The organism is Deinococcus psychrotolerans (assembly GCF_003860465.1).
GTDB classification, from domain to species: Bacteria; Deinococcota; Deinococci; order Deinococcales; family Deinococcaceae; genus Deinococcus; species Deinococcus psychrotolerans.
The window spans coordinates 20,076-33,223 of the sequence record NZ_CP034185.1 but is presented as its reverse complement, the minus strand read 5'-3'; the positions used below and the strand labels follow the sequence as shown (position 1 = coordinate 33,223).

Below are 13,148 nucleotides of genomic sequence, written 5' to 3'. Positions count from 1 at the left end.
GAACAAAGTGGTATTTGATTGGTAAAGTTTACCACCCTTAAGCAGATGCTGCTTGGCCTGCTCCTTTCCCCAGCGCCACCCGAAAACCGCGCAGCTCATAGCCCTTGACCACTTCGTTGTAACTCACGCTCGGTGGCGTGACGATCCGCAGGTCGTTCCAGATCAGCAGGCGGCGCAAAAACACGTCGCTTTCCCGGATCGCCAAAAACGCGCCGGGACAGCGGTGGTGGCCGTCGCCAAACGCCAGCACCGGGGCCTGAACGCCGCGTGGCAAGCTGCGGGCCGGGCAGACTTCCAGCGGGCGCTCGCCCACCGTGGCTTCGTCGGTGTTGGCTTCCTGCACGTTGAGCGCCAGCAAACTGCCTTTGGGCACGCTGACGCCGTCAATCTCCAAGTCCTGCTCTGCGCGGCGGTAGAGGGTGGACACCACCGGCTCAAGCCGCAAAATCTCGTGCAAAATGGCGTGACGCTCCTTTTCGGTGCCGTGCAGGTATTCGCTTCTCAAATCGGCGTTTTGCAGCAGGTGCCAAGCGGCGGCGCTGATAAACTCCCGCGTCGTGACCATGCCCGCCGTGCCGTAGGTCAAGCACTCGGTCATGATTTCGAGGTCGCTGTAGTTTTTGTCGAGCAGGTGGCTGATCAGATCGTCGCGGCGCTCTTTTTTGCGGGCTTCGATGGCCGGTTTGACGTCCAGAAAGTAAAACAGCCCCAAGTTGAGCTGCTGGCTCAGTGCCTGACTGCGGTTGCGAATCTGCGCCGAACCGGGTTCGCTGTCGCCGCCGCCGTCCACAAACGAAGTGATGCGCTTTTCCATGCCGGGCAGTCGGCTGCTGGTCAGGCCCACCACCTGCGCGGCCACCTCGACGGCCAGCTTGAGGCTCAGATCATCCAGATTGACTTCACCCTTGGCGCTCAGCTCAGCGACCAACTCGTCGGCCAGCTTGGCGATCATCGGCTGGTAAGTGGCCACCGAAGTCGGCGTGAAATAGCGGGCGGTGTCGCGGCGCATGGCGTGGTGGGTGTCGCCCTCAGCAAACAGCACCGGCGCGTTTTTCATTGCGCCCATCTTGCTGGCCATCTCGGACATGAAGCCGGCTTGCCGCACGCCCTCGTCGCGCAAAATCTCGCGGGCGGCCTGAAAGCTGTGAACCCGGTACACGCCGCGCTCGTCCAGCTCAATGCTGGCTCCGGTTTTGGAAAGCTGATCGTGGCGGCGGGTCAGCGGCGGAGTGGGGGCGGCAGATGGAGTAGACGAATGGGGAAAAGGGCAGGTGCCCTCATTGGGATGCTGGGTCATGGTTGCTCCGGTGAAGTGGGGGAAGGGTGAGGAGTAAGGTGCTCGACGGTGCAGCGCTGGGCGTGGGCGGCCAACTGCTCCAAGCCGAAGGTCAGGGCTTCCAGCGGCCCCAACGCCTCAAGTGGCGGCTGCGTAACCGCTTGCACGGTGGCGAGCGCCGAGGCCCACAGCGCTTGCCCAGACGGAGTGACGCCGAGGGTGCGGCGGCGGGCATTGGCCGGATCGCTGCGGCGGGTGATGGCCCCCAGCTTGGTGAGGCGGTCTAAGGTGCGGCTGACCTCGTATTTGGGAATGCTCATGGTGGTGGACAATTCGCCGGGCGAGGTCATGCCGCCCTGTACATAGCTCAGAGCAATAAAGGCCCGCAAATCGAGGCCGTGCAGCCGCGTCAAAGTGCCGTCTATCGGCTGCGCCAGCGCTTGCCACAGCGTCCAGTAAGCATTCAGGAAGCGCAGCGGCTGGGCAGCGAGGTCGGGAGCAGAGGAGTCGGGCAGCACAGTTGCATTCTGCAACAAAAGCATGAGAGCAAGGGTTGAGTTTGGTTGCTGCTCAGCAGGTATTGGGGGAAAAGCGCTGTGTCCCCGGTGTGAGAGTTGCCCTCTTCGTTCCAGATCAGTGGGTTGAAGCGGTATGGCTGGGTGCTTTGCGCTTTGGGAGGAGAGGCTTCTGATCCGGCTCAGGCAGGTAGTACGGAGAGCTGCCCAGCGAACGCTTGAGCGCTTTGCCCAGCACAGCAAGCGGGCGGGCGTCCGTTTTGTCCAAGAAGGAGGGGGTTTGCGCTGGTGGTGCCTCTCTGAACGCCTTTCTCGCTTTCATCACCCAAACTGCGAGGTGACCTCACTAAATGGCCTCAATATGCAGATCAACGCGTTCAGGAGCCCAGAGCACCAAAGCCAAGATCACTGCGATGTACTAGGCGAGTACGCCCCCACAGACGAACAGCATGGAGCGGAAATTCAGGGCAAATACCCCAAACAGAACTCCGACGGCACCCAACAGCAAAAACGGTGCCCGTGCCTGAGGCTCGGAAACGTAAAACATGACGTAACCAGCCGGCCACATGGTGAGGATGATCTGAGCAGCAGTCATACTCGGGTTCCTGAAACGCAGATTGACGTTGGTGAAAATCAGGAGCAGAAACGTTGTGCAAACGACAGTGATTCCCACCAGGTAATACACCAAGTGCACGGCGGTAAGCATGCCTGTAATGAAACAGGCGACAACGATAAGGGTGGTTCCCAGGTGTGTGACCATACCCAGAAATGTTCGTTTGAGGCGCAACTGCTGTGCATGGGCAGTATTTCCGGAACGGGCCACCCGCGTCACCGAATGAGGAGCTTGTGGTGAAGCATTCACAGCCCTTCCTGTGCCATGGAGAGGAATCGGCCCTGAGTCATCAAAGCATCCTGGGCAGGCAGAGGCTGGGCCACTTGGTCGGCGCATATACACAGCGCAAAGACATCCCATAAATGATGGAGGCGTCTCTAAATTGCACCATCTGTTCACCAGTACATGCATGAAAAAGATTGGCCCTCGGGAAAATCTGTCTGCCCCGCCGACCGTCCTCAAAGCGCTGTTGGCTTATTGGCCTACAGTTGAGCGGGAGTAGCGGCGTCTCAGACATTCATCTCATAGTGAGGAAACGGCTCTTTCAGGCCTCTTACCCTCACAGACCTCTCATCCTTAAAAAGACCAAATCAGGATCTGTGTGCGCTCTTACGCTGAGGAGGGGCATCCATGTTTCTCAGCTTCAGCAGGCGCAAATGACCGGCGGTTTGCTGGCGCTGAACCTCAGTTGCTTCATTTCCCAGCTTCGCTCACGATGTCCCACAGGTAGGTATTCAGCTCCTTGAGCGTGCTCTGCGGAGGCCCATACGGATTGATGCTGATGACTGTTTTGCTCAGCCTCATCTGCATCCAGACGATATAATCGGCCGTCACGGTCGAGTTTCCGAACACGCGTTTGTCCTGGGTATTGGCGATGCTGGTCAGGAGTTGAGCCACTTTTTCCTGCTGTTGGCTGGTCAGGATGATGGGGCTGCTCAGTATGTTGTCTGCCTTCACAGACGCTCCCGCTTTAGTTACCTCCGACCTGAGCGTGCCCCCACGTAGATCGTAGACCAGCAAAGTTCTGTCCGACATCAGACCACCCGAGCGAAACACCACGCCGTGAACGGGAAGCAGCGGATCGACGGTTTCAGTTTGGGCCGAAGTCGTGCTCAGCAGGCCCAAGAAAGCAACCGGGCCCAGCAGTACGCGGGACAGTCTGGACGGGAAATGCCAGGTCAACTGTTTCATCATTCCTCCATCCAGCAAAAACTCTCGTCGGCACTGGTCTGCTCATCAGCATAGAGCTGTGCTCCGAATACCTGCAAGCCGGCGCTCGGTACGGTAATCCTCAGCACCTGCCTCAGCAGCCGTCAGCTTGACTGGCGAAGTGTAGGAGCCGCACGAGATAGAAATCTTTGACAGGTTTTTGACGCTCCTCAGCCTACCTTCATAGATGGAGGTATGTCATGTCAATTGGCCGCTTCGTGGCTTCCGGTGTTCTGCCCTCGGCGTGTTGGGACAACCGGCGAACATCGGTGTACAAGCCGCCTCAACCCAAGCTGCCCCAATTCGATTCGCTCAGCCGAGCTTTACGGTGAAAAGGGCCAAGTCTGGGAGGGCCGGAGCGCTCAGTCTGCTGCTGTGCAGCTTTGCCAGCGCTGCCAATACCAGCGGCGATTATGTGCAGTTTCGCTATTTTTATCCGTCCAGCGGTTTGGAGGGAGGCACGCTGGACGGCCAGTACAGTTACCGCGCCGCGGCCTTCAGCGTCAGTCTGCGGGCCAGCGAACTCAGCTTGCAGCGCCAGAACGCTAATCTGTCGCTCAGCAGCGGCGGCTATTTCGGCTATGCCAGCGTCAGCAGAGAAGCCGAGCGCCAAACCGCCACCTACACGGCCCTGGCGGGCTACTCCTCGCCCAATCCGGGCCTTTTTTCAGACGCCACCCTGACTTACGTGCGGGCTGAAGACGGGCGGCCCGATCAGGGCTACGTGCTCAACAGCGTCTCGCTGGATACGCGGGGTCAATTTTCCAAAGCTTGGCGCTGGAGTGCTGGCGGAAGCTGGGACAACACCAAGCTCAACTTGACCCCCGACGATCCCGGCACCAACCGCAGCCTGAATCTGGGCCTGACCGGCAAAGTCGCCAGTGTGGACATACGTGCCCGCGCCAAGTTAAGCAGTTCGGACACCGGCAGTGCGCCCAACGCCCTCAAGTGGTCGGCCAACTTGGACGCGGGCGTGCCGATCACCAGCACCGAGCGCCTGGCCGCCGCCTTGAGTTACAACAGCCAGCAACAAGACAGCGAGAGCTTGACGCTGAGCAGTGCCCGCTTCACGCCGCTGAGCCTCAGCGCGGCGCTGACGCGGACGCGGGCCGACAGTCTGTTTGGCGCTCGGCTGAATGCCGATTACACCTTCAGCGAGGCGCTGAGTGTGTCGGGCGAGTACGGCCTGAGTTTCGCTTCACCCTTGTCGCAAGACGGCAGCCTCAGCTTGGATTACCGCAGCGGCGTTTGGACGCTGGGCGCGGGGCTGGCCGCCGACTCCACGCCGGACGTGAACAACGTGCCGACCTACAGCGTCTCGCCGCGCCTGAACGTGGGCTATGCAGGCACGGCCTTCACCGCTTCGGTGCGCGGCAACGCCCGCTACGCCCCGGCTCAAAAAGACCCTTGGTCGTATCACGTGGACGCCAACGCCCAAACCCTCGGCTCGGCGCTGACCTTTGCCTTGAATCTGGCCGCCGACAGCCCCAGTACCAGCCGCCCCCTGACCGCGCAAATCGGCTTGCAAGCGCTCTACGCCCTGAGCGACCACTGGACACTGAATGTCAGCGCCCGCTCCCGCCTCGGCACGGCTCAGCCGTCCATTCAGGGCGGGCTGGGGGTGCGCTATGTGTTCTGATTCCGGATGTTCTGAAGTTATTTTTAGGAGGTGGACTGTGCAACGTTTACCGTTTCAACTCTCGCGCTGGCTCGCCATGTTGCTCACGGTGCTGGGGGTGTTCGGCGCGGCGCTCTCCGGTACAGCGTCGGCCCAAAACTATGAAGAGTTCAAGATCGTTCCTGCCACTGCCCAAATCGGGGAGTTGGTTACGGCCACCTTTGGCTACAACGCCACCGCAACTGAGAGCGTCATCATTGATTGGGGAGACGGCACCCGCGACAAGGAACTCTACGACTACGGGACGGAAACCCACCGCTACGAAAAAGCTGGAAAGTACACGGCCATCATGTTCGTAAATACCAGGGTGTTGTTTCGCCAGCAAGTCACCATCACCGAGGCCACCGCCTGCGAGATTACGGCTGATCCCAACCCCGCGCAGCCCGGCAAGAACGTGGACATTGTGGTCAAGTTCACTGGCCCGGCGGACAGCAAATACGGCATCGACTTTGGAGACGGCGGCGTCAATAACTTTGGCGCACCGAACAACAAGGTTGCCAGCTTCAAGCACACTTACCAGCAAGCGGGCGCTCAAGTGGTGGTTCTGAGTGACCTTGTTACCCAGCGCCCGCTGTGCCGTTTGGTAGTTAATGTCGCGGCTTCTCAGCCGACGCTGAGTCTCGATCCCAGTCCGGCCAACGTGGGTCAGACGGTCACGGCCACGCTGGGCAATTTGACAGTAGGTGTCTCCGGTCACTCGCTGGACTGGGGTGACGGCACCACCGATCAGGTGAACGGAGTTGGACAGGCCAGCCTCAAGCACATTTACAAAACGGCGAGCCTTTATGTGGTCAAGTTGAATGCGGGCGGCCCACCTGTGATCGCCAACATCACCATTCTCGACCCCACCGCCTGTGAGATCAGCGCTGATCCCAACCCCGCGCAGATCGGCAAGAACGTGGACATCGTGGTCAAATTCACTGGCTCCGCTGGCAGCAAATACGGCATCGACTTTGGAGACAGCGGCGTCAATAACTTTGGCGCACCCAACAACAAAGTCGCCAGCTTCAAGCACACTTATCAGCAGGCGGGCGCTCAGGTGGTGGTGGTTAGCGACCTCGGCACCCAGCGCCCACTGTGCCGTTTGGTGGTTAATGTCGCCGCGCCGACACCGACACTGAGCCTCGACCCGAATCCGGCTCTGGTGGGCCAAACGGTCACGGCCAGCATCGGCAGCCTCGTTCCCAGCTTGACCTACTCGCTGGACTGGGGAGACAGCAGCGTCGTTTCCGTGAGTGGCGGCAACGGCAGCGCGAGCGCCAAGCATGCTTACCCGGCCCCCGGCACTTACCTCGTTAAACTCACGGCAGATGGCGTGGCTCCGGTCATTGTCAATGTCAGTGTGCGCCCGCCTGTACCGACCCTCAGCGCCGATCCCAACCCGGCGGAAGTCGGCCAAAGCGTGACGGCCAGCATGGGCAACCTCGCGGCGGGCCTGAGTTACTCGCTCGACTGGGGAGACGACGCTTCTGTGCCCGTCAGCGGCGGAAATGGCAGCGCCAGCGCCAAGCACACCTACGCTGCTCCCGGCGTGTACGTCCTCAAGCTCAGCACCGAGGGCGCAGCGCCCGCCACCGTCAGCTTGGTTGTCAAACTGACGGTTCCCACCCTCAGCCTCGATCCCAACCCCGCCAACGTGCGCGAGGAGGTGAGCGCCAGCATCGGCAATCTGGTGCCCAACTTCAGATATAGCCTCGATTGGGGAGACGACACCACCGTTGCTGTCAGCGGCAACACCACCGCCAGCGCCAAGCACAAGTTCACGGCTCCTGGTGTCTACGTCGTCAAACTGACGCCCGAAGGCGGCGCACCTGTGGTGGTCAGCTTGAATGTCAAAGTTCCGGTGCCGACGTTGGACGCCCAGCCCAACCCGGCCCGCGTCGGTGAGAACGTGACGGCTACCCCCGGCAACCTCATAGCAGGCCTGAGTTACACCCTCGATTGGGGCGACGGCACTACTACGCTGGTGACTGGCCCGCTCAAGCACCAGTACGCGGCAATCGGCCTCTATGTCCTCAAGCTCAGCGTGGACGGCGCTGCGCCTGCCACCGCCACCGTCAAGGTAGACCCTAGCCTGACGGTCGATACCCTGACGCTGCACTTCACCAAGCCCGAAGACAGACCCAACTTGATGGTTCTCCTCGGCAGCAAAGTAGACGCCGCGCTGGAGCTGGACTACAGCGGTCAGGGCCAACTCACTGGCGAGCTGCAACTCGACGGCACCACGCTTTCCAGCGTCAGCATCAGCGCCATCAAGGGCAAAACCCACGTCACTTTCCCCATTCCCAACTTGCCGACTACTGCCCTCGGCGTGCATACCTTGATCTATGTTCCCGCCCCCGCTGCCGGTGAAGCGCCGGTGCTGTCCACCCCGCCCGCCATCAGCTACACGGTGCGCCCAGTGCCCACCGAGCTGGAAATAGACGGCTTTATCTTCAAGATCACTTCCATCAGCAACCCCGACTTCGCCGCGTTTGCGGGCAAAGCCAGCCACACCTTGGTGGTCGGCGGCGTGGAAGCCTTCAAAGATGTGCAGGTCAGCTTCTCCAAACTGGTGGTCGAAGCCGTCAATGACGAGCGGGTGCATGTCACGTCCGGCGAGATCGGCATGAACCTCAATACCTTCAAGACTGTGCCGCTGCCAGCCGGCCTCGGCGGGTTCCAGGTGCTGCCCAACAATGTGCAGTTCACACCCACCAGCGCCGATTTCAGCGGCCAAGTTTCGCTGGCGATCACCTGCGAGCCGCCTCCCAGCAATTCCGATCCTTTTAGAGACCGTCACGATTATCTGCCCGCCCACCCCACCATTCTCGACATCGTCTCGCGCACCAATGAAGTGCTGTACGGTGATCCCATCAATATCCTGAACGGCAAGGGGCTGCTGCCGGTGTTTGCCAGTCCCGTTACCGGCCTGCGCGGACAGGGCCAGCAATTGGTCATCCGGGCCGCCAGCACCCGCACGCCCGTAATGGCACAGGCGGGGGCCGCGTCTCTGAGCGCCTCAAACAGCTTGGGCCACAGCCAGGACTTCCGCTTCAGCACCTTGCAAGGCGGTCTGAAAGTGGCCACGGCGGTGAGCGCTTCCGGCGTTCTGTTGGAGACCACCAAGTACTGCCGCCCCGATCCCAAGTTCACCTACCCGATCAAAGCGGCTCTCAAACCCGACTCGGGCGACCTTTACGGCAGCGCCAGCGCCGATGTGAGCGCCCTCAAAGTGCCCACCACCCCGCTGACCTTCAGCGGCAGCACCAGCCTGACGCTCGACCTGAGCGCGTCGCAAACCGCCGACTCGGTGGCCAGCGTGCTGAGCCTCTATGACGTGCAGCCCAGCGTCACCAAGCCGCTGGAAGGCGCAGCTTGGATGGGTGTGGTGCTGGACAAAGCCAAAGTCGGCTTCAACGCCGCGCTCACGCCGTCCACCACCGCCACCTTGCGCAGTGGCTACACCTTCAGCGGCGACCTCGGCGCGGGCAATTTCACCGATAGGGGCTGGACTTTTACCCTCAAGCAGCTCAGCTTGGTGGCCGTCGAAAATCACATGAGTGACGCAGCGGGCGCGGCCACCGCCAAGATCCCCCTGTTCGAGAAGCAGGCTGATGTGGCGATCACGCTGGCAGGAGGCGACTTCCACTACGCCCTGACCGGCGAACTGAGCCGCGACTTCGGCAAGAGTGACCTCTCGGCGGGCGGCGGCGCGTGGGTAGAGCGCGGCCAAACCCTTGATTTGCAAATCACCGCCAACAGCTGGGATCTCAAAGAACTCTCCACCCTCAAAGCTGGAGCGCAGGGCAGCGGCATCGCCTCCGGCACCACCTTGGGACAGTTCACGGGCAGTTACAGCGGCGGCTTTAAGTACGTCGGCAATGTTCCGGCCATCAGTGGCGGGTCTGCGGCTTCCAATGCCATCAGCAGCTCGGTGAGTGCCAACGCACCGATGCTCACGGCGCGGATGCTGGGGGTAGCCTTCGTCAGCACGACTGGCGGCACTACGCCCGCAGCTGGCGGAAGCTCGCTCAACACCGCCCAGCTGGTCAGCCCCATCGGCAGTCTCACTTTCGGCAGCGCGGGCCAGTACCTCAAGTTGCCCAGCGCCTCGCTCAGCGGCGGGGTGGCGACCCTCAACACCCTGACCTTTACCGCTGACGGCAGCGTGCGCTTCGGTGAATCGGCCCTCAGCGCCAGCAACCAGAAAAAGAGCGCCGACGGCCTGAGCAAAGTCAACCTGCCGTCCAGCGACTTCAAGTTGTTCGGCCAGACCTTTAACGTCACCGCAGCCGTCATCGGGCGCAGCGGCAACGGCTACGCGCTGGGCCTAGACGGCAAGCAGCAGCTCAGCAGCCTGACCCCCAGCGTACCGGCTCAGATGCGCTACCTCGTCAGCGGCGGCGTCAACCGCAGGCTGGACCTTCACACCGACGCCTTCAGCAAGCAGGTTGACCCCAACGCCACCATGCGGGTGGAGGGCAGCGACGTGTCGGCAGTCTTTACCACCACCGGCATGCTTTCCTCGTCAGACGTGCGGGCCAGCCTCGGCAGCCTCACGCAAAGTGGAACGATTGGCCTCAGGCAGGTGACAGGCGGCTATGAGCTGACCATCAAGGGCGGCCTAGACACCGGTCAGGGCGCGTCGGTCATGAAAGTCACAGCGGAGGCGCTGTTCGGCCTCACCAACGACCCTTACTTCTACGTCAAGGCGGCCATCGACAGCCGCACGCCCATCGTCACGGTGTTGGGGGCCTTCAACCTCTACGGCTTTACCGGCGGCATTGCCTACAACATGAAGTGGCCAGACAACGCCAGCATTCCGCAGTACGCCCTTGCCCCCACCAAAACCGGCACCCACGGCGTGCAGATTATCGGCGGCATCACGGCAGCTTTTGAGGAAGGCAGCAGCCTGCACTTCAAGGCCATCTTCAAAATCGACACCCAGCGCGGATTCGAGCTGACCGCCGACGGCTGGATTCTCACACCGATGAATCAGGGCGTCTTTGGGAACAAAGCGGCTCAGGCGCGGATTCTGATATCGGTCACGGGCGACGGCTTCGATATGCTGGGCTGCTTGGGGCCGCAGTATCTCAGCGGCCTGAACTGCAACGACCTCAGCAAGTTCACGCTGGCCGGCGTGGTGGACATCACCGCGTGGCTGCATGTGAGAATTGCTGACCAGAAATTTGTCAAAGTCGGCACCTACGGCAACCCCATCTCGGCCAAACTCAATATTCCCTTTCTCGGCGGCGTCGAATCACGCGGCTACCTGATTATCGGGCAGGCCTTTGAAAACGGCGACCGCAAAGACAACAAGAAAGGCACCGGCCTGTTTACCGGCTACGCCTTTGACGCCAGATTCGGCATCGCCGGTTCGCTGGGCCGCATCGGTTGGCCGTTCAAGTGCTACCCCTGGGGACGGGCCTCGCTCGGCTACGGCATGAACATCGACATGGGCTTTGAACTCGACCCCGTGCGCTTCGACGCCGCCGCAGGCTTCCACGCAGACCTGGACGTGCGGGCAGGCTGCGCGGGCCGTGACCGTCCATTTGCCAACAAGCAAGAGATCATGAACTGGAACGGCAAGAGCATCGGCATTGGTCTGGGAGCCGACATCAACGGCCACCTCAGCGCCTTTAACCCGATTGCCTTTAACGGCGACGCCACCCTGCACGTCGATCTGCCGATCATCCCTACGTTCAATATTCACGCGAACGTGAGTTTCTAGCCGTGCTTAAGGGGCGGAGTGAGCGTGAAGAATGTTGACCTCACCCCGCCCAAGGAGAACCCGATGCGAACCCTGTTGACCCTCTCCCTCACGGCCTTGCTGGGCCTCGGTTCGGTGCTGGCCCAACCTGCCAACAAGCTCCTCGTTCTCGGCCTCGGCCAGAAATCAAGCGTGCTGCTGCGGCTGCCGATTTTGCCCGCTGGTCTGCCCGACGCCGGATACGTCGTCAAGCGCTCCGGCACTGGCGGCACGCAAACCTTCACCGTCAAGCCGCTCAACAAGCTCGAAGCGGTGGGCAAATACAAACTCGACCCTGACGACTACGACCTGGCGGTGGGCGCACTGGCCGCACTCAACGACGACAAGCTCAGCGCCGACGAACGGGGGTTTTTGCTGCTCAACTTGCTCAGTACCGTGAGCAACCCCAATCTGGCCCGCGCCCTGGGCCTGATTTTTGAAGATTCCAACTTGGCGGCGGGCAGCTACAGCTACAGCGTCACGGCGGGGACTCAGAACCTCGGGACGGTGACAGCTCAGGTGGGCAAAGACGTGCCCTTGTCTGCGCCCAATGCCCTCAAAGTTTCGCCCGCGACCCGCCAAGCTGCCCTGACTTGGCCGCGCGGCGACGACTTGGTGGTGTCTTACCGCGTTCAGCGTGCGCTGGGCAGCGGCGAATTCGCCAACCTGACTGAGAATCCCCAACTCATCAACCGGGGCGAGGTGCCCAAGTTCGGCGACACCAAACTCGACCCCAAACAAAGCTACCGCTACCGCGTCACAGCCCTGGACGTGTTTGGGCGCGAGAGTGCGCCGAGCAATGTGGTCACGTTGGAAGCCCGCCTCGCCTTCCCGATTTCAGCCCCGCTGATCACCACCGTCAAGAACAACCAAAATCAAGTCGAACTCAGCTGGGACAAGGTAACGGATGCGGGCATCAAAGAAATTACTGTGCTGCGCGGCGACCGTCCCGGCAAGCTCGCGCCGCTGACCAAGCTGCCGCCGGGGGCCACCAGCTACACCGACAAGAGCGCACCGCCTGCCAGCCCGCGCTACTACGCTCTGCAAGTCAGCGACGGCAGCCGCCAGAGCGACCCCAGTCCCGAGCGGGTGGGCCGCGCCTACAACGAAACGCCGCCCAGCGCTCCCAAGGCGCTGAAAGCCGAGGGCAGCGAAACGGCGATTGCCCTGAGTTGGGCGGCCAACACCGAAAAAGACATCGACGGCTACAACGTCTACCGCGCCGAGATCGGCGTGAGCGGCAACGCCCCGGTGGTGCTGCTCAACGGCGAACCCATCAAAACCCCAGTGTTCAAAGACGCCATCCCGCAGGGCATTCAGAGCCAGTTCAAGTACACCGTCAAGGCCGTCAACACCTCCGGCGTGGAGGGAGAAGCGTCCAGCGCAGTGCTGGCAGAGCTGACCGACAAGACCCCGCCCCAAGCGCCGCTGCTGATTCACGCTCAATCGGCGGCGGGCAAGGTGGCGATTATCTTTACGCTTGCGCCCACGCCTGATCTCATGGAATATCAGATTTACCGCGCCGCCCAGAATGAGACCGAGCCGGTCAAAGTGGCGACCCTGCCGCCTGACAGCCTCGGCTACTTGGACAGCAAGGTGCGCGGCGGTGTGCAGTACAGCTACGCGGTGGTGGCTGTGGATTTGCGCGGCAACCGCTCCAACGCCTCCAATGTGTTGTCTGCCGAGCCGCCCACCCAAAAACTCAGCGCTCCGGCGGGCCTCAGGGCGGTGCTGGGCAAAGACCAAGTCAGCTTAAGCTGGACAGACTCCCAAGACGCTCTGGCCTACTACGTGTTCCGCTGGGAGGGGCAACGCCGGGTTCAAATTGCTGGGCCTCTCATCAAGCCGCAGTACGCCGAGGCCGCCCGCAAAGGCGCTCGCTACAGCGTGCAGGCCGTGGACGCGGCGGGCACGGCGGGGCCGATGTCGGCGGCGGTAGACGCCAAGTAAAGACTCGCCTCCTACAGACAACTGCGCCGTCTTTCATCTTCTTGCCGAGGGAAGATGAAAGACGGCGCAGGATTTTGAAGTTATATTTTGGGAATACCAAAACATTTCCCGAAGAAGCTCTTTTTAATCGACTAACTAGAGCGTTTGAGAGAATAGTTAGTCGATTATGATTTCAG

7 protein-coding genes are annotated in these 13,148 nt (G+C 61.3%); 3 read left to right on the top strand and 4 right to left on the bottom strand.

Going from position 1 to position 13,148, the window contains the following annotated elements; genetic code table 11:
* Window positions 1-37: 37 nt before the first annotated feature.
* The 4 genes from EHF33_RS16300 to EHF33_RS16285 form a co-directional block, all read right to left on the bottom strand.
* Window positions 38-1,297 (bottom strand): cytochrome P450, encoded by a 1,260-nt coding sequence (locus EHF33_RS16300; protein WP_124874148.1) that lies wholly within the window; start codon window positions 1,295-1,297, stop codon window positions 38-40.
* Window positions 1,294-1,794: a MarR family winged helix-turn-helix transcriptional regulator gene (locus EHF33_RS16295; protein ID WP_164473580.1), complete on the bottom strand. Its 501-nt coding sequence runs from the start codon at window positions 1,792-1,794 to the stop codon at window positions 1,294-1,296. The genes EHF33_RS16300 and EHF33_RS16295 overlap by 4 nt, the downstream gene beginning before the upstream one ends.
* Window positions 1,795-2,209: 415 nt before the next feature.
* Window positions 2,210-2,653: a hypothetical protein gene (locus EHF33_RS16290; protein WP_124874144.1), complete on the bottom strand. Its 444-nt coding sequence runs from the start codon at window positions 2,651-2,653 to the stop codon at window positions 2,210-2,212.
* 444 nt (window positions 2,654-3,097) lie between these two features.
* The gene (locus EHF33_RS16285) at window positions 3,098-3,598 is read right to left on the bottom strand and encodes a hypothetical protein (RefSeq protein ID WP_164473579.1); all 501 of its coding nucleotides are present in this window, start codon (window positions 3,596-3,598) and stop codon (window positions 3,098-3,100) included.
* A gap of 343 nt (window positions 3,599-3,941) precedes the next feature.
* Here EHF33_RS16285 and EHF33_RS16280 point away from each other — a divergent pair, with 343 nt between their 5' ends.
* From EHF33_RS16280 to EHF33_RS16270, 3 genes are read left to right on the top strand one after another with little or no spacing between them, the layout of a single operon-like run.
* Window positions 3,942-5,252, top strand: coding sequence for a hypothetical protein (locus tag EHF33_RS16280; protein ID WP_124874140.1), 1,311 nt, complete (start codon window positions 3,942-3,944; stop codon window positions 5,250-5,252).
* A gap of 37 nt (window positions 5,253-5,289) precedes the next feature.
* On the top strand, window positions 5,290-11,004 hold the full coding sequence (locus tag EHF33_RS16275; RefSeq protein ID WP_124874138.1) for a hypothetical protein: 5,715 nt from the start codon (window positions 5,290-5,292) through the stop codon (window positions 11,002-11,004).
* A gap of 24 nt (window positions 11,005-11,028) precedes the next feature.
* The gene (locus EHF33_RS16270) at window positions 11,029-12,972 is read left to right on the top strand and encodes a fibronectin type III domain-containing protein (protein ID WP_124874136.1); all 1,944 of its coding nucleotides are present in this window, start codon (window positions 11,029-11,031) and stop codon (window positions 12,970-12,972) included.
* The last annotated feature ends 176 nt before the right edge of the window (window positions 12,973-13,148 follow it).